The organism is Allofournierella massiliensis (genome assembly GCF_964241245.1).
In the GTDB taxonomy this organism is placed as follows: Bacteria; Bacillota; Clostridia; order Oscillospirales; family Ruminococcaceae; genus Allofournierella; species Allofournierella massiliensis.
The window spans coordinates 1-20,098 of record NZ_CAXSWZ010000042.1 but is presented as its reverse complement, the minus strand read 5'-3'; the positions used below and the strand labels follow the sequence as shown (position 1 = coordinate 20,098).

The following is a 20,098-nucleotide window of genomic DNA, read 5'->3' as shown; positions in this document are numbered from 1 at the left end:
TTTTCTCTGTTCTTTTACTTTTCATGCAAAAAAACTGCTCTGGCTTGATTGTCACAGCAGGTTTTTCTACAAGCTGAAAGAGCGTACGCAGCGCGTACGCTCTTGAAAATCATTCCGTCTGGCTGGTGCTCTGTGAAGCGCTCTGGGGCGCGCTCTGCGCCGCACTGGAGGCCTGAGAGGAAGCGGAAGCCCCATCACTGCCGCTGGCAGGGGCAGGGTCTGCCGCGCCGTAGGTGCTGATGGTCACGCTGTTGAGCAGCACGTCCTCCAGGGGCTTGCCGTTCTCATCCACTTCGCTCTGGGCAAGGGTGTCCACCACGTCCATGCCCTCATAAATCTGGCCGAACACGGTGTCGGTATAGTCCAGATAGGGCAGACCGCCCGCCGCGTCGTAGGCTTCAATCACTTCGGTGCGCACGCCGGCTTCTTCCATCTGGGTGCGCAGGCTGTCGTCCAGTTTTTCGGGCAGGGACTGCACAAAATAGAACTGGCTCAGGCCGGAAACACTTTCGTCCGGGCTGAAGGCGGCGCACAGCGCGCCGGAATAATGGTGCAGCTGGTCCGAGATCTCTTTCGGATAGGGGTTGTTGTTCCAGATGGTGGAGCCGGTGGTGCCGCTGCCGGAAGCGTCGCCCCCCTGCACTACAAAGCCGGAAACGATCCGGTGGAAGCTGGTGCCGTTGTAATAGCCCTCCTGAGCAAGGCGGGTGAAATTTTCCACCGCCATGGGCGCCACATCCGGGTAAAGAACGGCCCGAACCTCACCGGCGCTGGTGTTGAAGATGGCAATGGGGTCACCCTCGGCGGGTGCCTGGAACTGAAGCTCTTCGCTTTCCACCTGAGGGCGCTTGATAGAGCTGCCCGCGGCACCGCCGCCGCAGCCCGTCAGCAGGCCGGCTGCCAGCAGGGCGGCCGCTGCCAAAGCAATGAATCTGCGCAAGGAAGAAGTCCTCCTGTAATTTCGTGATAGGGCAACGCTGTATCATTCCAGGTGGAGGAGCGCGCCTGAGGCGTCCGTCCGTGAAGTGTGCGGCGTTGCCGTACAAGTAATACATATTATACCACAAAGCCGGGAAAAATAAAAACCGATCGGCCCAAGTATTTTATAAAACTTTCACACCCGCTTTTGTTGCGTTTTTCTATTGACGCAGTGGGCAAAAAAGGGTAAACTTTATCTAGCAGATCACACAGGCGCGGCCCACCGGCCCGCCCGAAGAAGGAGAGCAACATGGCTGAGAACAACACCCCTGTCACCGAGCAGGAAGAAGATTACACCCCCGACCTGGTGACCCTGGAGGACGAGGAAGGCAAAGAGCACACCTTTGAGGTGATCGATGCAGCCGACCACAAGGGCGTTCACTATATGGCCCTCGTTCCCTATGTGGAGAATGAGGAAGAGCTGGAGGACGCTGACCTGGACCTGATCCTGATGAAGGTCGGCCAGGACGCGGAGGGCGAGTACCTGGATATCGTGGAGGACGACGAGGAGCTTTACGAAGTGAGCAATATGTTCGAAAAGCGCCTGCGCGAATTCTTCGACATCGAGCAGTAAGCCTGCCGCCCAAACACGCTTAGCATCCTGCCTTGTGCGATTTGTTGCAGCTTTAAATAATCCTACTAATCAAATTCAGGGAGCCCGGAGTTGACCGCCGGACCGCAGACCTCCCGCCCCTTCAAGGGGAGTACGGAAGAAGGGAGTGGAAAAACGGCCACAGGGCACCCACCTGCCATCCGGTAGGTTTTGATTGGCTGCAGACGGCAAGGCGGGGCTATTTGAAAACACAGAAGCCTCCGGTCCTTTTAAAAGAACCGGGGGCTTTTTGTATCCAACGGCAAAAGGAGGAATTCACCCCCATGGGAAAGGGCGATTACCACGGCGCAAGCCACATCTACGCCAGCCGGGCGGGGACCAGCCCCCGTGCCGAATACCGGGAGTTTGATTTTGAACCCGGCCGCGAGGCGGAAAAGGACGAGCTGCTGCGCAGGGTGCGCCGCCCGGAGCTGACCATCCAGGCGGGATATCTGCGCCGGCCTGCCCGAAAGCCTGCAAACAAAAAGTAAAATGCGCCGCCCCCTGCACAAAGCAGCGGAGCGGCGCATTTTTGTTTTGTGATCAGAACAATCAGAAGCCCAGAGGCTCGCCCACCAGCAGCACCTTGATGCGGCCGGGAATCCGCTGATAGCGGTGGATGGTGGTGGTGCAGCAGATGCGGGCGGGGCTGTGGCAGTCCGCGCAGGTGCCGGTCACCGCGCAGGGAGTCTTGCAGTTCAGCCGGTCGGTGTTGGCGGGGGCGGCAATTTCCTTTACCCGGCGGGCGGCGGCGTGAATGTCCTTCACGATCTTGTTGCAGCCCACCACCAGCAGCACGTTCCTGGGCCCGAAGGTGATGGCGGCCACCCGGTTGGCGGTGCCGTCCACGTTGTAAAGCTCACCGGCCTCGGTCACTGCGTTGGTGCTGGCCAGATACCAGTCGGCGCTGAATACCTGGCGGAACAATGCGTCCAGCTCCTCGCCGGTCACCTTGCTGCGGTCCAGATACTGGTAGCGGCCGCTGGCCAGCAGATCCATTACGCCGGTTTCGGCCAGGCTCACGCTGCCGCCGTTGGAAACCACGGCGCCTTCGGGGATCATCTGCTCCACAAAGGGGCGAACCTCGGCGGCAGTCTTTACATAATAGGCCTCCATATTGTTGGCGCGCAAGGCTTCCATGGTGCGCTGGATGCGGCGCTCGGTGTTTTGAATCACGGCTTCATGCATGAAAAATTCCTCCTTTAACAGCTCGATGGATTTTCTTTATTATAGCATATCTTTCCATTTTCAGCGCCGCACGGCACGCCCTTTTGCACAAAAGTTTTACAGGCCGCCGGCAGGAGCTCCCATTGCAGGAGCCGGGGCGGTTGTGCTACAATAAAGTGGAACAGCAGCGCCTGTGCGCTGCTGCTTCGCCTTTTGATTTTGTGCCGGTGTTCCAACCGGATTTTTGAAGGAGTATGACTGGCATGGCCAAGCGTTTAAAGGCCGGGGACAAGCTCCCGGCGTTTTCCTACGACACCCCCTACGAGCCCCAGAAGAGCTTTTCCGGCTTTTTGCAGCAGGATGGCCCGGTGCTCATGGTGTTCCTGCCCAACTTCGGGCATCCCATCACCCGGCATTTCATCACCCAGTATCTGGAGACCATCTATGCGCTGCGCAGCGTCCGGCTGGCCTGTGTGGTGCGTTCCCGGCCGGAGGCCATTGCCCGGGTTGCCCCCAAAGGCTCGCTGCCCTTTGAGCTGATTTGCGACGCAGAGGGCGCGCTGTACGATTACTTCCAGATTCCCCAGAAGCAGGGAATGCTGCGCTGCTACTCGCTGGAGGGCATGCGTATTATCAAGCAGGCCCGGCAGGAGGGCTATTCCCCCGCGAAAAACGAGCGCCATCAGCTGCCCCTTACGCTGGTGGTGGATGGGGAGCGTCAGGTGTTGTTCGCCCACTATGGCCACAGCATGACCGACCTGCCTGCAGACTGCTCGGCCATGGAGCGGGTGGCGCAGGAGCTGCGCCTGCCCGCACAGGAGCCGACGGCAGATGGAGCGGAGCCGCAGGCTGCCCCGCAGATGAACGGATTCAGCGGATTTGAGCACCCGGATCAGGGGGCGCTCACCGAGGAGGAACTGCTGGCCGCGCTGGAGGAGAACAGGGCGTTTGAAGCGCAGCAGACCGAGCAGCCTGCCGCACCGGATACCGCCCCCGCGGCCCCGACGCAGGAGCAGCAGCCCGCACCTTCGGCAGAGCAGGACTGGACTGCCGCGCCGGAAAGCGGAGTCTATCCGCCGAAAGAGGAACCCTGCCCGCCGCAGGAGCCCACCGAAACACCCCAGGAGCCGGTGGAACAGCCGGTGGAGCCGCTGCCGGCCTCGGTCTGGCGGGGCAAGATGATCTACTCGCCGGATCATGTGCCGGTGAAGGTGGATTTCTCCGCTCTGGGCTTTGGCGAAAAGGAATAAACAGAAAAAACACCGGGCCGGAACGACCAGCGAAATGCCAGCGTTCCGGCCCGGTTCTTTTTGTGTCGAAACCCGAAGAAATTCAGAAGAGCGCCGCGCACAGCGAGATGAGCGGCGGCACTGCGGCCGAGCAGACCACCCCGTTGAACACCGACAGCACCACGGTTTCCTCGTCGGTGAAGCGGATCATCATCGAGAGGGTGGTGTCCTCGCTGGTGGCGGCAGCGGGGGCGATGCAGGTGTAGTAGTTCAGGCGGCGGGAGATGGGCGGGATCAGGAAGAAGGAGATGATCTCACGCATCAGGTTGCTCAAAAAGGCAATGCTGCCCAGCTGCGCCCCGGCCAGATTGCCGATGGTCACGCCGGCCAGACTGTACCAGCCCAGGCCGCTTGCCACCATGGTGCCCTGCTCCACCGAAAAGCCCAGCAGCGGGGCGCATACCGCGCCGCCGATCAGCGAGCCCAGAATGATGCCGATGGGAATGAGAAAGGCTTTGATGTGGTACTGCTTGATCTTGGCCCAGATACCCTCGTGCATGCCGATGCTGATGCCCACCAGAAACATGAGCAGATACAGCACCAGATCCGAATGGTCGGTGAGCAGAGTCAGCAGAGGAACCTCCAGCCCGGAAAGACCGTAAACAACGCCGCCCACAAGGGCGATTACCGCTAAAATTACCATGGGCCGCTTACCTCCGCTTGTTGCGCTTTTCCCGCCCGTTCATGAAACGGCAGGTGAGCAGATACACAAAGACCACCGAAAAGGCCACCGGAATCAGGCAGAATACCAGGCTCTGCAGGCCCAGCTGACCCAGCTCCTGCAAAAAGCCGGGCCGCTGGCCCAGCATGGTGCCCATACAGAAGATCAGCGCCAGCGTGCACACCACCTGGAGCCGTTCACACAGCTTTTTGTACTGCCTGGGGAAAAAGCGGTTGCCCACCAGCACTCCGAGGCACATGATCAGGATTACATCCACAAACGGTTCCCTCCAGTTCGCGAAACTTCTCCCTATTATAGCAAAAAAGCGCGGGGGTGGCAATGCACCCCCGCGGGGAAAAACAGTGTTATTCAGCCGTTTCAGGCTGTGCGGCTTCGGTGGGCTGCGCCTCTGCCGGGAAAGGCAGCTCCACCACCGGCCCGCTGCGGAACACTTTGGACGCGAAGAAGGGCAGATACAGCACCGCCAGCGCCACAAAGCCCAGCAGCACACTGGTCCAGTCCAGAACCTGATTCTGGATGGCATTGGGATCGGCGAACAGGGTGATGGCGTTGTTGTTGAAGAAGTGGATCAGCACCGGCGCCCAGATGCTTCTGGTTTTCATGTAGGCAAAGCCGAAGAATACGCTGTAACAGATGCAGAGCACAACCTGATTCAGCACGCTCAGACCCCAGGTATTCGGGCTGTAAAAGAAGATGTTGATGGGCAGATGCCACAGCCCCCATGCCACGCCCAGCACCAGAATGCCGCCCCGCAGGCCGAAGCGCTTTTGCAGAAGGGGCTGCAAAAAGCCGCGCCAACCGTACTCCTCCCCGAAAAAGGCGGTGTACACCAGCAGAAAGTTCAGCGGCATGCTCACCAGCATGATGGTGAAATACAGCGGGGTGACGCCGCTGCTGCTTTCGCTGGCAGCCAGGGACGGGTCGATCAGAACCATCAGCCCGCTGAGCAGAGCTAGCCGTGCAACGTAGAGCACCACGAACACCGCAAACGCAGCGAATACCCAGCGGTTGAGCCGCAGTCCCCAGGCGGTGCGGCGGGCTTTGCCGTCGGCAAAGTAAAAGACCCAGCACAGTACGCTGCCCGCCATGATGACGCCATTGCTGACGCCCTCCCAGGGCAGGGAAGGGGCGATGGCGCTGGCAATGGCGCACAGGGCCATGAGCGCCGTCACGGCAAGGAAACAGAAATAGAATTTGCGGGGAAGGGTTTTGTCCTCCCTGCGGGTGAGCAGGAGGGCCAGAATCGCTCCGGCGGCGGGGTAGAACATCTGGGCCGAGGGGAAGACCTTCACGTTGCTGCCTGCATGGTAGGCAAAGCCCATCAGAATGCCCAGCAGATAGGGCAGGGCGAAGGCCACCAGGGCAAAAATCACAAGCTGCCGTTTTTCGACAGCGGTCCAGTTGGTTTTCATTGTCAGTTCTCCTTTCTCAGGAACGGTGGGATTTTACGTGCTGCAGCCAGTAGCAGCGTAGCTGATAAGCGAGAGTCTGCACCAGCCACAGTCCGCCCAGCAGTACGAACCACAGGGCGCTGATGGTCCAGGTGGACCCGACCATGAACAGCGCCACCATGACGATGGGATAAAGGATGTTCATGATCCGGAAGGTGAAATAGCTGCAATCACCGATGGTTTTCTGTTCGGCCTCGTCGCAGCTGGCGTACCAGTCCTTCTGGAACTTGGTGTCGAACACGTTGCCCCGCTTTTCCGGGAACAGTTTTTTGGTGGCGCTGATCACGATGGCCTGCAGAGCAGAGAACCAGACCAGCTGAGCAATCAGAAGCAGCAACCCCAGCCCGGTGAGCGCGAGGTTTTCCTCCTGCATGGCGGGGGAAAAGCAAAGACCCATGGTCAGCATGAACCAGGGGAAGCCCAGGGTGGTCAGAATCATGGACAGGCAGAGCCGGCGGTTGGCCTGCTCGTAGGCTTCGTCGTCCTCATCGGCCCGGGCCATGGGCTTTTTGGCCGCCAGATACAGGCCGGTGGCGGCAATGGCCAGAAGCATTCCGCAGGCCAGCAGCGGAACGCCTGCACCGTAAAGCCCCCGACTCAGAGAGTCCCCAAGATGGGAAAAACTCTCAAAATTGGTTCCGGTAATCATGTTGCATGCTGCGCCAAACAGCCCGGCCACCACGACGATCAACGCAAATTTCACATAGACCCAGCTGCTCTTTTTCTCGGTTTTCGGTTTCATTGCTCTTCCTCCCCCGTCAGATAAAAGACCTCTTCCACAGGCGTTTCGAATACCTGGGCAATGCGCAGTGCCAGCGTGATGGAGGGATTGTAATCCCCCCGCTCGATCAGGCTGATGGTCTGGCGGGACGCCCCCACCAGCTGCCCCAGCTGCTGCTGATTCAGCGACTTGGCCGCCCGCAGCTCCTTGAGCCGATTTCCCAGCGGCATAGCCTCGACCTCCTTTGCTGTGTTACAAAAGATTCCTGTCGTAATGACAAGCATCTTTGTCATTATCAGTATAGCAATGACAAGGATCATTGTCAATTGCTTTTGACAAATATTTTTGTCATTTTCCCGGCGGGTGAAAAAGGAGCAAAAAAATCCCCCCGGCGAACGCCGAGGGGAAAAGCGCTTATTGAATGTGGAAGGCCCGCTGCACCCGGTAGACGATGTAGCGGAAGGTGTCCGCAATGAGCCACAGCTCGATAAACACGTAGTTGGGCAGGTTTTTGAAGCGAAATTTCGGCTTTTCCAGCTTGCCCATCACCTTCAGCGCCTCTTTGAAGCCCTGCCCGTAGGCCGGGCCGAAGCCCCGCAGCCGGAACATGGCGGCCTTGAGCAGATAGCCCGCCGCCAGCGGCAGGATGTTCAGAATAAACATCAGAATGGGCATGTTTTTGTAGGGCAGCAGAATGCTGTTGCGCCCGCTCTGGATGCTCTTGAAGGGGTTGTAGCGCACCGCGCCGGTGGTGGCGCCGCAGATATGGTAGCATTTGGCGGTGGGGCAGTAGACGTTTTTATAGCCCAGACTGTTGGCTCGCCAGCTGATGTCCACGTCCTCGTAATAGGCGAAGAAGTTTTCGTCAAACAGGCCGATTTCGTCCAGAATGCGCTTGCGGTAGAGGGCCGCGCCGCCACAGGCGGAGAACACCCGGCAGGGCTTGGTGTAACGGCTGGCCTTCATGCCGTCGCCCCGCTTGCAGGCAAAGCCCAAAATGGTCACATAGTCGCCCGCGTCGTCTGCCAGCTCCCGCTCGAAGTGGCGGATCATCAGGCTGCTTACTGCGAAGATGCGCTCGTCGGCCTCGGCGGCACGAATCAGGTTTTCCAGCCAGTCCGGCTCGGCAAAGGCATCGTTGTTGAACAGAGCCACGAACTCGCCCTTTGCGGCCCGGATGCCCTGATTCACCGCGTAGGAGAATCCGGTGTTGTGGTCGTTTTCAATGAGGGTATAGTTTTCCCGGCCCACATAGCTGCGGGCAATCTCCAGACTTTCGTCGGTGGAGGCGTTGTCGATCACGATCAGTTCAAAATCCTGCATGGTCTGGGTCCAGACGGATTCGATGGAATCCCGCAGCCAGCCGGCCCCGTTCAGGTTGGGGATCACCACAGTGGCTTTCATTGGCGAAAACCGCCTTTCTCTTTTGTATTGTTGATTCATCTGCCATTATAACAAACTTTTGTCCGGCGGGCAATGCAGGCTTTTGCTCTTTATCGCTTTATGGTATGATGGGAAAAACAGCGATTTGAAAAGAAAGGGAGGAAGTGTTCCATGTCCATTGGTTTTGGAATCGGCGCGATTTTCAGCTGGCTGATGGTGCTGGTAAATCTGGCGCTGGTGGCGCTGGGCGTGGCGGTGCTGGTGCTGAGCATCAGGGTTCTGCTACTGATGATCCAGGCGCTGCGCATCTATATTCAGAAAAACAGCGGCTGATTCGCAAACAGAAGGCTCCGGCCCGCGTCCCTTTTAAAAGGGACGCGGCCCGGAGCTGTTTTCATTGGGTTATTTCAGCGCGGTCTCGATGCTCTGGAACACCTGGTCCTGATTTTCACACATCACCAGCACTACTTCACCGGATTTCAAAGTTTCCAGCTTGGCGGCCTTGGCGATGGCGTACTGGTCGGCCAGATAATTCTCCTGCGCGGACTTCTGAGCCTCGATGAAGCCGGAAAGGGCTTCCTTTACCGCATCGGTCTTGCCCTCGGCGGGCTTCACAATGGCCACGCCGTAGGCCTTCACGTTCATCAGCGACACGCTGTATGCGGCGCTCTGCACGTCCTCGGCGGCAAGGCCCAGCACCTCCAGGCTCATCTGGCCCTGGCTGGCAATGGCCTCCGAGTCCAGATGCTCGGCGTAGCCCTTGCTGGCGGTGTAGCTGCCATCCTCCAGCGTGAAGATGGTGTAGTTGCTGTTGTCCTCCTCGGTGCGGCTGTCCGCCAGAGCGGCGGTGTAGTCCGCGGGGGTATGGCTGGCGGCGGAATCCGCGCCGGAGGAGGCGCAGCCCACCAGCCCGGCAGCCAGCACACCGGCCAGCAGAATAGAAATCAAACGTTTCATAAAAACACTCCTTTGTCAATGGGCAGCCCCGCCGGCGGCGGGAGAAAACGGCCCTTTGCTGCAAGTATGCCCCAAAGGCCGGCCGGTCATGAAACATGACGTCGGCAAACAGCCGTTTGTTTGCCCCTGTGACTGGAATACGAAACAGCCTCCCGGATTATTGCGCCGGGCTGAAAAAAGAGCCCCGCTCCACCGGGGTGGACAGGATGATCTGGGTGCTGGTGGGGCCCATGCGCTGGAACCGGGTGATCAGCTGCTCCAGCTGCTGCATGCTTTCGCAGCTCACCTTCACAATGAAGCTGTGGCTGCCGGTCACATGGAAGCACTGGCGTACCTGCCCGTCGGCCCGGGCCAGCGTGAGGAATTCTTCCCGGTCTGCCGGTGCGATGGACACGCTGATCAGCGCGTCGATGCTGTTCTGGCGCTGGGGATCCCGCAGCAGGGCAGTGTAACCCGCAATCACGCCCTGCTCCTCCAGCCGCCGAATCCGGCTGGACACCGCCGGGCTGGTAAGCGCCACATGGCGGGCAATGTCCTTCACAGGCATACGGGCATTTTGCTCCAAAAGCATCAGGATCTTTTTGTCTAAATCGTCCAAAAAAACAACTCCCTTCCGGATGACAACAAAGTGACACAAAAAGTTGACAAAGTTAAGAAAAAATATAGAGAAAATATACAATTAAAAAAGATGGAAAGAATTTTGCGGGTTTCCTTAATTATATAAAGTAAAAATGCAAAAGTAAAGGGGAACAGGAAAGAGAAAACCGGCTTTTCAATTTGACATATTAAGAAAAATGGGTATACTAAAGACAGTGCCAGACAGGCACCCCTGAATATGATAACTTCTCACTTATTATACTTTCCCACCCCTCTATGCAGAAAGGCCCGCCGGGTTTCCGGCGGGCCTTTCTGCGTTCTATCTTAATTTTCCAATAAATAAGGCAGGTAAATGTGCAGGTCGCTGCTCTTTACGAAGCCCTCGAAGTAGACTCCGTTTTCCCGGTAATCCTCCACCGAAACGCTGCCCCGGCTGCGCATGGCCTCGGCCAGACCAAGCTTGTCGTAAGGCAGCACCAGCTTCACCGCCCGCACCCGGTCCGAGAGGGCGGCGTCCAGCGCGGCCAGCAGATCATCCAGACCCTTGCCGGTCTTGGCGCTGGTCAGAATCACTGCCGGGTCAAAGGGGGTGGCGCCGGCCTTGTCGCACTTGTTGTATACGGTCAGCTGGGGGATGCCTTCGCAGCCCAGCTCCGCCAACACCTGATCGGTGATGGCCAGCTGTTCCTCCCGCTCCTCGTCGGCGGCGTCCGCCACCTTTACGATCACGTCGGAATAGGCGGCCTCCTCCAGCGTGCTTTTAAAGGCCTCCACCAGCTTGTGGGGCAGGCGGCTCACAAAGCCGACCGTGTCCACTGCAATCACGTTCAAACCGCTGGGCAGGGTCAGCTTGCGGGCGGTGGGGTCCAGCGTGGCGAACAGCATGTCTGCCTCCATTACCTCGGCCCCGCACAGCGCGTTCAGAAGGCTGGATTTGCCCACGTTGGTGTAGCCCACCAGACTGATCACCGGGGTGCCGGCCTTCTGGCGGGCGCGGCGGTTTTCGCCACGGCGCTTTTCCAGCTCGGTGAGCTTCTGCTCCAGCGCCTCGATGCGCCGGTGAATGTGCCGCCGGTCATATTCCAGCTTGCTTTCACCGGCACCGCGCCGGGCGCCGCCGCCACCACCGCCGCCGCCGCCCTGACGGGACAGGCTCTCGCCCAAACCCTGCAGCCGGGGCAGCCGGTAGCGCAGCATGGCCAGCTCGGTCTGCACCTTGCCCTCATTGGTTACGGCCCGGCTGCGGAAGATTTCCAGAATCAGCATGGTGCGGTCCAGCACCTCCACGTCCAGCCGTTCGGACAGGTTGCGGATCTGGCTGCCGGAGAGCTCGCCGTCAAAGATGGCCGCTTCGGCCCCCAGATTCTGGCAGTAGAGCTTTGCCTCCTCCAGCTTGCCCTCGCCCAGCAGGGTGCCCGCCTCGGGGGCGGCGCGCCGCTGCACAATCTGGGCCACCGCCTCCATGCCGTTGGCTTCGCACAAAGCGCTCAGCTCTTCCATGCTGCGGTCCGCGTCGAACTGGCCCAGGTCCAGCCCCAGCAGAACCACCTTCACGGGTTCCTTGTCTTGAATCATCAATTCACTCATAAAAGCTCCTTTTATCGCGTCAGATTATCAAATCAGAAATCAGGGGTTTGGTTCACATAGCATCGGCAGGCCACCGGAGTGCCGTCGAATTTGTGGTAGAGGCTGTCGTGGTCCCACACCCAGCCGGCCTTTTCCATCACCCGGCCGCTGGCGGGGTTTTCCGCCGCGTGGCAGCAGGCCATCCATTGCCCGCCCACCTGCCGGAACCAGAAATCCCGCACCGCGCACAGGGCCTCGGTGGCGTAGCCCTTGCCCCAGAAGGCGCGGCCATAGCAGTAGCCCGCCTCCCACACACCGGCGGAATGGTCCAGCCCCGGGGTGCGCCAGAGGGCCGGGGTTTGCTCCTCGCCCTCCATCACGCTGATGCTGCCGAAGGGCGCGTCCGACCCGCGCAGGCAGACGCCCCACTGGTAGTAGTCCGGGTTTTGGTAAAGGGCTTCCCAGCCGGCCAGCAGCTGGGCGGTCTCCAGCCAGTCTTTGTGGGGCTCCCAGCGCAGAAAGCGGGTCACCTGCGGGTCGCTGGCCCAGTTCTCGAACATGGCAATGGCGTCCGCGGCGGTGAGCGGGCGCAGAAGCAGCCGCTCGGTTGTCAGAATCTGTGTGCCCAGATGGCGCATGGAAAATCCCCTCCTCACACCCCGCTGCCGGGGAAAGTGCTTTTATTATAGGTGCAAGCGGGCAGTGTGTCAATTTTTTTGAAAAAAGGTGAAGAAACACCGGATTCAGGCTCGTTATATGAACAAAGGGAAACCTACTGAACCGGTAGGGACTTCCGGATGAACGCAAACCGCCCGCCCGGACGCGGGGAATCCCGCCCCGGAGAGCTGCGGCGAAAGGAGCCAGAATCATGCCGAATGTTTACTTATTGTTATCCCGCACCGACACCCTGTTTGCACGGGCCATGCACGGCCTGACCGGCAACCGCTATACTCATGTGAGCCTTGCGCTGGACCGGGATCTGGAGCAGATGTACAGCTTTGCCCGCCGCTACGAGATCGCGCCGTTGCCTGCCGGTTTTATCAGGGAGAATCTGTACGACGGAGTATACGGCCGCAGCGGCACGGCGGACAGCCTTGTGCTGGAGCTGCCGGTGAGCCAGAAGGCCTACGACCGTATTGCCCGCCGCCTGGAAAAGATGGAGCGCCGCCAGCTGGACTACGGCTACGACGTGCTGGGTCTGGCGCTGGCCTGGCTGGGCATTGCCCACCAGCGGCGCAACAAGTTTGTGTGCAGCCAGTTTGTGGCCCAGACATTGCAGGAGGCAGGTGCGCTGGAGCTGCCGGATCATCCCAGTCTGGTGCGCCCGGAGGATTTTGCCTATCTGGAGCCGCTGCGGGTGGTGTATCAGGGCCCACTGGCCTGGGCGGGCCGTGTGGGCCGCCGGGCAATGGCCGCCTGACCGGTTACACAATCAAACAGAAACAACGCAGCCCGCCATGGTGCAAAAACCATGGCGGGCTGTGTTTATCATGTGGGCGGATCAGACCAGAAATGCGCCGTCCAGCGCGAGGAAGGTGAGTTGGGCGGTTTTCTCCGAAACCCCGTAGTCGGCCCGGTAATTGCCGGAAGCGGTGGAGATCAGTACCGGGGCAAGATTGTTGGAGGAATCTTCGGCCTGCTGCACGGATTCAACCGCAGGCAGGCCCATCTCCTCAAACAGGGCGGGCAGCATGGCCCGAAACAGCTCCAGCGAATCGGAGGAATCAGAGGCGTACAGCCCGCTGTTCAGGGGAGGCTTCACATTCAGCGAAAGCAGCTGGCCGTTGATGGCATCCAGCAGAGCGATGAAGTGGAAGCTGCCTTCGTCGGTGCCGTCCGGGGCCTGCCAGCAATCCACGCTCCAGATGGTGCGCTCGCCGTTCTGGTAATCGGTGCGGCGGAAGGCATAGGTGGTGAACTGGTATTCCGCCAGAGGGATGCCGCTGGCGGCTTCCATCCAGCAGGCGGCGGTGTTCACTGCCTGCTGCACATCCATGCAGGCCTCGTCCGGCTGGACATAGCTTTTGTAGTAATCCGGCGCACCGTCCAGCCCGTTGTTGAGCTGGACCGGGTCGGGGTGCTCGGCCACAAATTCTTCTGTGTAGTCGTGGTAAGCGTAATCGCAGGCGTCCAGTGCGGCGCTCACCGGATCCGGCGCGGAGCTGGAAGAGACGCTCACCGGGTCGCTCACGGCCACCGGGGTATTGCCGGGGGCGGAGCAGGCGGAAAGGAGCAGGGCGGCGCAGAGGGCGGCGAGAACGGAACGATGTTTCATGGTAAATCCCTCCTCAGCGGTCGATGGCGTCTTTTTGGTGCAGGGCGTCCAGCCGTGCCTGCCCGCCGGTGGCGGTCACGTTTTCAAAGGAAGTGAGGGTGTTGCCGGTGGAAAACTGGAACAGGGCGGTGTCGCCGTTTTCCAGAACCGCCCAGAGCCAGTCCTGGTAGGCGCTGCCCTCATCGGTGAATTCGGTGCTCTGGATCTGGCCAAGACCGGCAGCGGTGCAGAAGTTCTGCGCCAGTTCGGGCCAGGTGTCCTTCTGGGGCTGCTCCGGGTCGGCACAGCCCTGCCCCGGATAAAGGGAATAGCGGAACAGCTCACCGGTCACCGGGTCCATGCACAGAAATACCTCAGCGGCACGTTGAAACAGCGGGATTTCCTCGCTGCTGGGAATGGGTACGCTGACCTCCACCACCGACTGGGTGCGGGAAAGGTTCGGGTCCTCCATGTAGCACAGCGCAATCAGCTGGGCGGAAAGGTCCATCCCAAGGGCGGACTGGCACAGCTCGCCTGCTTTTTTGGCAATGTCCTGGGTGGGCAGGAATTCCGGCCGGGGCAGGGCAGGGGTGGGCTGCCCCTCGGCGGGGTCGTAGGTTTTGTATTCCTCGATCTTCTCGGCGGTGCGATCGATAAACCGGAACTCGTAATCCTCCACGATCTGCCCGGCGGTGCTGGCAGCAGCGCTCACCGGGTCGCTCACCGCCACCGGGGTATTGCCGGGGGCGGAGCAGGCGGAAAGGAGCAGGGCGGCGCAGAGGGCGGCAAGAACAGAACGATATGTCATGGTAAATCCCTCCTCAGCGTCCGGCATCTTTGTCCAAAGCGGACTGCACGGCTTCGTCTCCACCGGCGCGGGTCAGATTGTCAAAACCTACAATTCCGGCAAGAGAAAGAGAAAAGCGGCAGATGTCTCCGTTCTCCAGTGTAACCCATACCGAGGAAGCCTGATCGTTGGAAAACTTCACAGAAGCGGGTGTGCCCAGATTTGCCGCTTCGCAGAAACTGGAGATCTGATCCGGCCACAATGCTTTGCGCAGCTCATCGTAATTTTCAGGCAGCTTGTCCAGAGCATCGAAGGAAAATGCACCACCGAAATGCAGCACGGAGCCCTGTTCCACATCCAGATCCAGCGAAACGATGGTCATGTTTCTGGCATGCTGTTTATAGAGTGCTTCCGGTTTTTTGTTTTCGTATCGTTCTTTTGGAATTTGTTCATCCTCCAGCAAACGGGTGCTGGGCAGCGTGGTCTGAATGTGTGCCACCGTCTGCTGATCATAGGAAAAGGGAGAGCTGTAGTAGTAAAGGATGAATTCCTGATCGGAAAAGTTTTCACCGCAGGCCTGCTCAAAGATGGCGGCCGCCTGGTTGACCAGTGCCTGAGAATCCGGATGCCCGTCCGATGGCGGTGCATAGGTGAAAAGGGGATCGTGATATTCCCCCTGTGTCATTTCGTCTGTCACATCGAAATAGGTGTAATTCAGTGCCTGAATTGCCTGGTCCACCGGGTCGGCGGAGGTGCTGGCAGCGGTGCTTACCGGGTCGCTCACGGCCACCGGGGTGTTGCCGGGGGCGGAGCAGGCGGTGAAAAGCAGAGCAGCACAGAGGGCGGCGGCCAGGCATTGACAGAATTTCATTGGCTCATCCCTCCATCGTCCACAATTTCGTTTTTCAGCAGCGCGTCCACGCGGCCCTGCCCGCCCATTGCGGTGACATTCTCAAACGTCAGTCGGGGATGGTCCAGATGGAACACCACCCGGTCGCCGTTTTCCAGCGTGGCCCAGAGGGACTGGGTGAGGGAATCGGCGGCGGAATACCGGCAGTCGCTCAGCTCGCCCAGCCCGGCAGCGGTACACAGTGCCTTTGCCCGTTCCAGATAAACGGCTTCGCGGGTATCGTCGGTCACCGGCTGCTGCGGAGTGAACGAGCCGGAGTAGGAAAGCAGCCTGCCGGTCGCTGCGTCCAGCTGGGCACTGACAGTCAGTGCCGGGTTGCCATGGGCGTAGTCCGTCAGGGTTTTCGGCTCCTGTGTTTCGTCACAGCCGGGCAGATATACCGTCACATCCACCAGATTATTGGTCACATCGAACCAGGTTTGCCGGTGAAAGACCAGCTCAAACTGCTGCTGGGAGAAATCCAGTCCGGTGTCCTTTTCAAAAATTGCGGCGGCAAGGTTTGCAAGCTCCTGTTCGCTGAGAAAATTCCCTTCCCGGGGCGCGGGCAGAAACTGGTCGCTGGGATCTGTATTGGCGCTCAGATCAAAAAGTTCCTGGGTGGCGTCCAGATAGCTGTAATCATAATGATTCACCAGCTGGTCCACCGGGTCGGCGGTGGTACTGGCAGCGGTGCTCACCGGGTCGCTCACGGCCACCGGGGTATTGCCGGGGGCGGAGCAGGCGGAAAAGGCGGCCAGAGCCAGGGTGGCCGTAAGGCCGAGTGCAATGGGGCGACGGTTCATCATAACATCCTCCTTGGCGCAGCCGGGGAAGAAGGCCCCGGCGTATTTTCTGGCTTCAGTTTACTGCTCACCTGTTGCCGCAAAAGCTGCGGTGTGTTGCGAAGCGGTAAAAACTTATTGCGAAGTTGTAAAAGTCACCGTGGCCCGGGTTCCGTGGCCCGGCTTGCTCTCGAATTCCAGCAAAGCGCCATGGCGGCGGGCGATGGCAAAACAGAGCGAAAGCCCCAGCCCGGCTCCGCCCTCGGCCCGGCTGCGGGCCTTGTCCGCCCGGTAGAAGGGTTCGCCCAGATGGGCCAGCGTTTCCCGGTCCATGCCCCGGCCGTTGTCGGTTACGGTCAGCAGCACCCGGCCCGGTGTGCTGTGAACGGCCAGCCGCACCTGCCCTTTGGCGGCGCAGGCTTTTACCCCGTTGTCGCACAGGTTCACCAGCAGGCTTTCCAGCAGCACCTCATCGGCCAGAAGCTCCACCGGTTCGGCAGGGGGCAGCACCGTGAAGGTTACCTGCCGGGCCCGGGCCTTGGGGGCGATGGTGCGCTCCACCCGGTGCAGCAGGTCTGCAGCGTCCACCGGGGCCAGCTCCAGCGGTTCGCCGCGCAGCACGCTCAGCTTTAAAAGCTGCTGGCTGAGCGCCAGCACCCGGCGGCTCTCGAACAAAATGGTGTCGGTGGCTTCCATCAGCTCTTCCGGGTCCATCTGGGCCCGCTGCATGGTTTCGGCCCAGCCGCCGATGGCGGTGAGGGGGGTGCGCATCTCATGGGCCAGATTGTCGATCAGCTGTTGCTTCTGGCTGGCGGCGGTTTCCAGCTCGTCGATTTTGCGCTGCACCTGACCGGCCATCTGATTCATGGCACGGCCCAGCTCGCCCACCTCATCCCGCCGTTTGTCCGGCGCGCGGGCGGCAAGGTCGCCCGCCGCAATGGCCCGGGCAGTGCCGGTCACCTGGGCCAGCGGCCGGTACATCCGGGCCAGCACCAGATACAGGGCGATGGCGAATACCCCGCTTACCACCCCGCCGATGATGAGAAACAGCAGCCGGATGCGGGCCCACTCCTGATAGAACCCTTCCATGGGAAAGGCACAGGTGACGATGGTATCCGGCGAAACGGTGGAAAGCCGGGAGGAAACAAACAGCTGCCGACCCTCTTCGGTGGGCTGCACCAGATAGACCCGCTGGCCCTCAGGAACCTCCGGCCGGGTGCGCTCGCCCTCCACAGCAGGCAGGGTGGAACAGAGCACTGTGCACTGTTCCGCCACCTCCAGCGGGATGCCGCCGCCCGCATACTGGGTGGCATAGTATTCATACAGATTGGGCAGCGCCGCCGGGCGGGAGGAAGCCACAGCCTGGGCATCCTGCACAAGGCTCTGCATCAGGTACTGCTGCTGGGCCAGCGCCTCATTCACGGTGGAGGAAAAGTTCTGCCGCTGCCCCAGGCTGAACACCGCCCCGATGCTGCCCGCAAGGCAGCACAGAAACAGCGCCAGCGTGGCCAGATAGGTTTTCTGCCAGTATTTCAGGGTAATCTTTTTCATGAAAAGCCCCTTTCAGCGGGTGCTGAGCCGGTAGCCCAGCTTGTAAACGGTCTGAATGCGGCCTTCCAGCTCCAGCTTTTTGCGCAGCCGCTGGATGTGGGCGTCCACCGTGCGGCTTTCGCCCTCATAGTCGTAGCCCCAGGCAAGGTTCAAAAGCTTTTCCCGGCTGAGGGCCAGGTTCCGGTTGGTGATGAGTACTTCCAACAGGCTGTATTCCTGTGGGGTGAGGGGAATCTCCTCTTCGTGGAGAAAGACCCGGTGTGCATCCAGATCCACCCGCAGCCCGTCCAGCGTGAAGGTGCGGGCGGATTTGCCGCCCCGCCGCAGCACAATCTCCACCCGGGCCAGCAGCTCCAGTACCTCGAAGGGCTTCACGATGTAGTCCTCAGCGCCAAGGCCCAGCCCCTGCAGTTTATCCGACAGGCTGGTCTTTGCGGTCACAAAGATCACCGGCAGATCGACGGGCAGCTTGGCCTTTACGGCAAAGCCATCCAGCCCGGGGAGCATCACGTCCAGCAAAACCAGATCGAAGCTCTGGCTCCGGGCCAGCTCCAGCGCCTCGGGGCCGGTGAAGGCCTGGGCGCAGCTGTGGCCCACCAGCTTCAGATTGGAGCGGATCAGATTGTTGATGGCGGTTTCGTCTTCGGCGATGAGAATGTGTGCCATGGGGCGGGTCTCCCTTTCTGTGCCCGGCTGAGGGCGCCGGTATTAGCCGGCGCGAGATGAGAAAACGTCAATCTCTTATATCACACCGGCTTTGCCTTTATATTATAAAGAACTTGTTGCCAACTTGTCATGGCTTTGGGCAAATTACCGAATTTGCGCCAAAGAAATAACGATGGTCGACACGGCGGTGCAATCGTGCTATACTGTTGTGGCTTTGAAGTGTTGCCATTGGAGCCGAAAGGCCCCGGAAGTGAATTTCAGAAAAGAGGTTTTTGTGATATGTCGCGTTCCGTCAGCGCGGAAAATCAGATCACGCAGGGCGTGATCTGGAAGCAGATTCTGGTGTTCTTTTTTCCCATTCTGTTCGGTACCTTCTTCCAGCAGCTTTACAACACCTTCGACGCCATTATCGTGGGCCAGTTCGTGGGCAAGCAGGCGCTGGCCGCGGTGGGCGGCGGTACCAGCAATCTGGTGAACATCGTGGTCAACCTGTTCACCGGCATGGCTGCGGGCACCACCGTGGTGGTAGCGCAGGGCGTGGGCGCACGGGACCCGGAACGGGTGCGCAAGACCGTGCACACCTCGGCGGCCATGTCGCTGGTGGGCGGTCTGGTGTTCACGGTGGTGGGCATTCTGGCGGCCCGGCCCGCGCTGGTGGCCATGGCGACCCCGGACGATGTGATGGAATACGCGGTGCAGTATCTGATCGCCTACTGCCTGGGCATGATCCCCTCGTTTTTCTATAACGTGGGCGCGGGCATCCTGCGTGCGGTGGGCGACACCAAGCGCCCGCTGTATTTTCTGATCGTGGCCTGCTTGGTAAACATTGTGCTGGATATTGTGTTTGTGGCGGTGATGGGCATGGGCGCGCTGGGCGCGGGCCTTGCCACCATGATTTCCCAGTGGGTGAGCGCCGCGCTGGTGTATATCTCGCTGAGCGGAACCTCCGCCATTTATCGGCTGGACAAAACCCGGCTGGGCTTCGATCAGGCCAGCCTGAGCCGGGTGCTGCAGGTGGGCATCCCGGCGGGCATTCAGGGCAACATGTACGCCATTTCCAACGTGATCTTGCAAAGCTGCATCAACTCCTTCGGCACCGATACGGTGGCAGCCTGGACCAGCTTTTCCAAGGTGGACGGCTTTTTCTGGATGGTCAGCGGCGCTTACGGCATCGCCATCACCACCTTCGCGGGCCAGAACTATGGCGCAGGGCTGTACAGCCGGGTGCGAAAGAGTGTGCATGTCTGCCTTGCCATGTGCGCGGGCACCGCGGTTGCCATGAGCGTATTGATGGTCAGCTGCTCGGGCATTTTCCTGCGCATGTTCACCCAGGATGCGGCAGTGCTGGAGATCGGTACTGTGATGGTCCGCAACATGATGCCCTATTATGTGACCTTTGTGTGCATCGAGATTCTGTCCGGCGCAATCCGCGGCTGCGGTCAGGCGTTGATCCCCATGATCCTTACCGGCTGCGGCGTGTGCGGCCTGCGTATTCTGTGGGTGTTCCTTGTGGTTCCCTTCCGGCGGGAGATTACCACCGTTCTGTACAGCTATCCGGTGAGCTGGGTCATCACCAGCATCTGCTTTGTGGTGTATTACAAGTGCGGCAAATGGCTGCCGAAAGAGGATCGCAAGCCCGCCGAGGCGGTGCAGCAGTCAGCAGAAGCCTGACCGAAAAACCAATAAAAAAGAGGAAGCCTGCGGGCTTCCTCTCAGCCTGTAGAAAAACCTGCTTTGGCAATCAGGCCAGAGCAGGTTTTCTGTTTGAAAACAAGAAGACAGGTGG

At 59.9% G+C, this 20,098-nt stretch carries 24 protein-coding genes and 1 other RNA gene; 7 read left to right on the top strand and 18 right to left on the bottom strand.

Translation table 11 applies throughout. From position 1 onward, the window contains the following. Positions 1-109: 109 nt before the first annotated feature. Positions 110-940 (bottom strand): peptidylprolyl isomerase, encoded by an 831-nt coding sequence (locus tag ACESYO_RS15370; protein WP_077138508.1) that lies wholly within the window; start codon positions 938-940, stop codon positions 110-112. A 288-nt stretch (positions 941-1,228) separates the two neighbouring features. On the opposite strand from ACESYO_RS15370, the gene ACESYO_RS15365 reads away from it, so the two are divergent. The 3 genes from ACESYO_RS15365 (at position 1,229) to ACESYO_RS15355 (ending at position 2,061) form a co-directional block, all read left to right on the top strand. Then, the gene (locus ACESYO_RS15365) at positions 1,229-1,552 is read left to right on the top strand and encodes a DUF1292 domain-containing protein (protein ID WP_058963670.1); all 324 of its coding nucleotides are present in this window, start codon (positions 1,229-1,231) and stop codon (positions 1,550-1,552) included. 21 nt (positions 1,553-1,573) lie between these two features. Continuing rightward, a non-coding RNA gene (gene ssrS / locus ACESYO_RS15360) (6S RNA) lies at positions 1,574-1,774 on the top strand. 80 nt (positions 1,775-1,854) lie between these two features. Next, a complete protein-coding gene (locus tag ACESYO_RS15355; RefSeq protein ID WP_058963669.1) occupies positions 1,855-2,061 on the top strand; it encodes a hypothetical protein in 207 nt (68 codons plus the stop codon). Positions 2,062-2,122: 61 nt separating this feature from the next. Here ACESYO_RS15355 and ACESYO_RS15350 read toward each other — a convergent pair whose 3' ends face one another. After that, positions 2,123-2,758, bottom strand: a complete 636-nt coding sequence (locus ACESYO_RS15350; RefSeq protein ID WP_058963668.1) for a lactate utilization protein — start codon at positions 2,756-2,758, stop codon at positions 2,123-2,125. A gap of 242 nt (positions 2,759-3,000) precedes the next feature. Here ACESYO_RS15350 and ACESYO_RS15345 point away from each other — a divergent pair, with 242 nt between their 5' ends. Continuing rightward, the gene (locus tag ACESYO_RS15345) at positions 3,001-3,987 is read left to right on the top strand and encodes a thioredoxin domain-containing protein (RefSeq protein ID WP_373210683.1); all 987 of its coding nucleotides are present in this window, start codon (positions 3,001-3,003) and stop codon (positions 3,985-3,987) included. 82 nt (positions 3,988-4,069) lie between these two features. Here the strand turns inward: ACESYO_RS15345 and ACESYO_RS15340 are convergent, their stop codons facing one another. The 6 genes from ACESYO_RS15340 to ACESYO_RS15315 form a co-directional block, all read right to left on the bottom strand. Then, positions 4,070-4,669, bottom strand: a complete 600-nt coding sequence (locus tag ACESYO_RS15340) for a lysine exporter LysO family protein (protein WP_058963666.1) — start codon at positions 4,667-4,669, stop codon at positions 4,070-4,072. Positions 4,670-4,676: 7 nt separating this feature from the next. Continuing rightward, the gene (locus ACESYO_RS15335; RefSeq protein ID WP_058963665.1) at positions 4,677-4,964 is read right to left on the bottom strand and encodes a hypothetical protein; all 288 of its coding nucleotides are present in this window, start codon (positions 4,962-4,964) and stop codon (positions 4,677-4,679) included. 88 nt (positions 4,965-5,052) lie between these two features. Then, positions 5,053-6,120, bottom strand: a complete 1,068-nt coding sequence (locus ACESYO_RS15330; protein ID WP_058963664.1) for a CPBP family intramembrane glutamic endopeptidase — start codon at positions 6,118-6,120, stop codon at positions 5,053-5,055. Positions 6,121-6,136: 16 nt separating this feature from the next. Beyond that, positions 6,137-6,901, bottom strand: a complete 765-nt coding sequence (locus ACESYO_RS15325) for a DUF3169 family protein (protein WP_058963663.1) — start codon at positions 6,899-6,901, stop codon at positions 6,137-6,139. Further along, the gene (locus ACESYO_RS15320; RefSeq protein WP_058963662.1) at positions 6,898-7,110 is read right to left on the bottom strand and encodes a helix-turn-helix transcriptional regulator; all 213 of its coding nucleotides are present in this window, start codon (positions 7,108-7,110) and stop codon (positions 6,898-6,900) included. The genes ACESYO_RS15325 and ACESYO_RS15320 overlap by 4 nt, the downstream gene beginning before the upstream one ends. A gap of 184 nt (positions 7,111-7,294) precedes the next feature. Further along, positions 7,295-8,284, bottom strand: coding sequence for a glycosyltransferase family 2 protein (locus ACESYO_RS15315; protein WP_373210679.1), 990 nt, complete (start codon positions 8,282-8,284; stop codon positions 7,295-7,297). Positions 8,285-8,434: 150 nt separating this feature from the next. Between ACESYO_RS15315 and ACESYO_RS15310 the strand changes: the two genes are divergently transcribed. Continuing rightward, the gene (locus ACESYO_RS15310; RefSeq protein ID WP_156417372.1) at positions 8,435-8,596 is read left to right on the top strand and encodes a hypothetical protein; all 162 of its coding nucleotides are present in this window, start codon (positions 8,435-8,437) and stop codon (positions 8,594-8,596) included. 69 nt (positions 8,597-8,665) lie between these two features. Here ACESYO_RS15310 and ACESYO_RS15305 read toward each other — a convergent pair whose 3' ends face one another. The 4 genes from ACESYO_RS15305 to ACESYO_RS15290 all read right to left on the bottom strand — a co-directional run bounded on the left by ACESYO_RS15305 (position 8,666) and on the right by ACESYO_RS15290 (position 12,021). Continuing rightward, positions 8,666-9,220 (bottom strand): DUF4358 domain-containing protein, encoded by a 555-nt coding sequence (locus ACESYO_RS15305; protein ID WP_058963660.1) that lies wholly within the window; start codon positions 9,218-9,220, stop codon positions 8,666-8,668. Positions 9,221-9,377: 157 nt separating this feature from the next. Beyond that, the gene (locus ACESYO_RS15300; RefSeq protein WP_058963659.1) at positions 9,378-9,818 is read right to left on the bottom strand and encodes an Lrp/AsnC family transcriptional regulator; all 441 of its coding nucleotides are present in this window, start codon (positions 9,816-9,818) and stop codon (positions 9,378-9,380) included. 323 nt (positions 9,819-10,141) lie between these two features. After that, positions 10,142-11,404 (bottom strand): GTPase HflX, encoded by a 1,263-nt coding sequence (gene hflX / locus ACESYO_RS15295; RefSeq protein WP_058963658.1) that lies wholly within the window; start codon positions 11,402-11,404, stop codon positions 10,142-10,144. A gap of 32 nt (positions 11,405-11,436) precedes the next feature. Further along, positions 11,437-12,021, bottom strand: a complete 585-nt coding sequence (locus ACESYO_RS15290; protein WP_373210676.1) for a GNAT family N-acetyltransferase — start codon at positions 12,019-12,021, stop codon at positions 11,437-11,439. A 230-nt stretch (positions 12,022-12,251) separates the two neighbouring features. On the opposite strand from ACESYO_RS15290, the gene ACESYO_RS15285 reads away from it, so the two are divergent. Then, a complete protein-coding gene (locus ACESYO_RS15285; protein ID WP_058963656.1) occupies positions 12,252-12,803 on the top strand; it encodes a hypothetical protein in 552 nt (183 codons plus the stop codon). Positions 12,804-12,884: 81 nt separating this feature from the next. Here ACESYO_RS15285 and ACESYO_RS15280 read toward each other — a convergent pair whose 3' ends face one another. The 6 genes from ACESYO_RS15280 to ACESYO_RS15255 all read right to left on the bottom strand — a co-directional run bounded on the left by ACESYO_RS15280 (position 12,885) and on the right by ACESYO_RS15255 (position 18,312). Beyond that, entirely contained in the window at positions 12,885-13,658 is a 774-nt protein-coding gene (locus ACESYO_RS15280; RefSeq protein WP_058963655.1) for a hypothetical protein, read from the bottom strand. A gap of 13 nt (positions 13,659-13,671) precedes the next feature. After that, positions 13,672-14,445: a hypothetical protein gene (locus ACESYO_RS15275; protein ID WP_058963654.1), complete on the bottom strand. Its 774-nt coding sequence runs from the start codon at positions 14,443-14,445 to the stop codon at positions 13,672-13,674. 13 nt (positions 14,446-14,458) lie between these two features. Next, positions 14,459-15,295, bottom strand: coding sequence for a hypothetical protein (locus tag ACESYO_RS15270; RefSeq protein ID WP_058963653.1), 837 nt, complete (start codon positions 15,293-15,295; stop codon positions 14,459-14,461). Next, positions 15,292-16,119, bottom strand: a complete 828-nt coding sequence (locus tag ACESYO_RS15265; RefSeq protein ID WP_132587352.1) for a hypothetical protein — start codon at positions 16,117-16,119, stop codon at positions 15,292-15,294. Before ACESYO_RS15265 ends, ACESYO_RS15270 begins: the two co-directional genes overlap by 4 nt. A 111-nt stretch (positions 16,120-16,230) precedes the next feature. Further along, positions 16,231-17,646 (bottom strand): sensor histidine kinase, encoded by a 1,416-nt coding sequence (locus ACESYO_RS15260; RefSeq protein WP_058963651.1) that lies wholly within the window; start codon positions 17,644-17,646, stop codon positions 16,231-16,233. A 12-nt stretch (positions 17,647-17,658) separates the two neighbouring features. Beyond that, positions 17,659-18,312, bottom strand: a complete 654-nt coding sequence (locus ACESYO_RS15255; protein ID WP_058963650.1) for a response regulator transcription factor — start codon at positions 18,310-18,312, stop codon at positions 17,659-17,661. Positions 18,313-18,591: 279 nt separating this feature from the next. On the opposite strand from ACESYO_RS15255, the gene ACESYO_RS15250 reads away from it, so the two are divergent. Continuing rightward, a complete protein-coding gene (locus ACESYO_RS15250; protein ID WP_058963649.1) occupies positions 18,592-19,983 on the top strand; it encodes an MATE family efflux transporter in 1,392 nt (463 codons plus the stop codon). Positions 19,984-20,098: the final 115 nt, after the last annotated feature.

Bases quoted from the DNA above. Each gene is read 5' to 3' on its own strand.
- ACESYO_RS15365 (WP_058963670.1), top strand. From the start codon at position 1,229: ATGGCTGAGAACAACACCCCTGTCACCGAGCAGGAAGAAGATTACACC.
- ACESYO_RS15355 (WP_058963669.1), top strand. From the start codon at position 1,855: ATGGGAAAGGGCGATTACCACGGCGCAAGCCACATCTACGCCAGCCGG.
- ACESYO_RS15350 (WP_058963668.1), bottom strand. From the start codon at position 2,758: ATGCATGAAGCCGTGATTCAAAACACCGAGCGCCGCATCCAGCGCACC.
- ACESYO_RS15345 (WP_373210683.1), top strand. From the start codon at position 3,001: ATGGCCAAGCGTTTAAAGGCCGGGGACAAGCTCCCGGCGTTTTCCTAC.
- ACESYO_RS15340 (WP_058963666.1), bottom strand. From the start codon at position 4,669: ATGGTAATTTTAGCGGTAATCGCCCTTGTGGGCGGCGTTGTTTACGGT.
- ACESYO_RS15330 (WP_058963664.1), bottom strand. From the start codon at position 6,120: ATGAAAACCAACTGGACCGCTGTCGAAAAACGGCAGCTTGTGATTTTT.
- ACESYO_RS15325 (WP_058963663.1), bottom strand. From the start codon at position 6,901: ATGAAACCGAAAACCGAGAAAAAGAGCAGCTGGGTCTATGTGAAATTT.
- ACESYO_RS15320 (WP_058963662.1), bottom strand. From the start codon at position 7,110: ATGCCGCTGGGAAATCGGCTCAAGGAGCTGCGGGCGGCCAAGTCGCTG.
- ACESYO_RS15315 (WP_373210679.1), bottom strand. From the start codon at position 8,284: ATGAAAGCCACTGTGGTGATCCCCAACCTGAACGGGGCCGGCTGGCTG.
- ACESYO_RS15310 (WP_156417372.1), top strand. From the start codon at position 8,435: ATGTCCATTGGTTTTGGAATCGGCGCGATTTTCAGCTGGCTGATGGTG.
- ACESYO_RS15305 (WP_058963660.1), bottom strand. From the start codon at position 9,220: ATGAAACGTTTGATTTCTATTCTGCTGGCCGGTGTGCTGGCTGCCGGG.
- hflX (WP_058963658.1), bottom strand. From the start codon at position 11,404: ATGAGTGAATTGATGATTCAAGACAAGGAACCCGTGAAGGTGGTTCTG.
- ACESYO_RS15290 (WP_373210676.1), bottom strand. From the start codon at position 12,021: ATGCGCCATCTGGGCACACAGATTCTGACAACCGAGCGGCTGCTTCTG.
- ACESYO_RS15285 (WP_058963656.1), top strand. From the start codon at position 12,252: ATGCCGAATGTTTACTTATTGTTATCCCGCACCGACACCCTGTTTGCA.
- ACESYO_RS15280 (WP_058963655.1), bottom strand. From the start codon at position 13,658: ATGAAACATCGTTCCGTTCTCGCCGCCCTCTGCGCCGCCCTGCTCCTT.
- ACESYO_RS15275 (WP_058963654.1), bottom strand. From the start codon at position 14,445: ATGACATATCGTTCTGTTCTTGCCGCCCTCTGCGCCGCCCTGCTCCTT.
- ACESYO_RS15270 (WP_058963653.1), bottom strand. From the start codon at position 15,295: ATGAAATTCTGTCAATGCCTGGCCGCCGCCCTCTGTGCTGCTCTGCTT.
- ACESYO_RS15265 (WP_132587352.1), bottom strand. From the start codon at position 16,119: ATGATGAACCGTCGCCCCATTGCACTCGGCCTTACGGCCACCCTGGCT.
- ACESYO_RS15260 (WP_058963651.1), bottom strand. From the start codon at position 17,646: ATGAAAAAGATTACCCTGAAATACTGGCAGAAAACCTATCTGGCCACG.
- ACESYO_RS15255 (WP_058963650.1), bottom strand. From the start codon at position 18,312: ATGGCACACATTCTCATCGCCGAAGACGAAACCGCCATCAACAATCTG.
- ACESYO_RS15250 (WP_058963649.1), top strand. From the start codon at position 18,592: ATGTCGCGTTCCGTCAGCGCGGAAAATCAGATCACGCAGGGCGTGATC.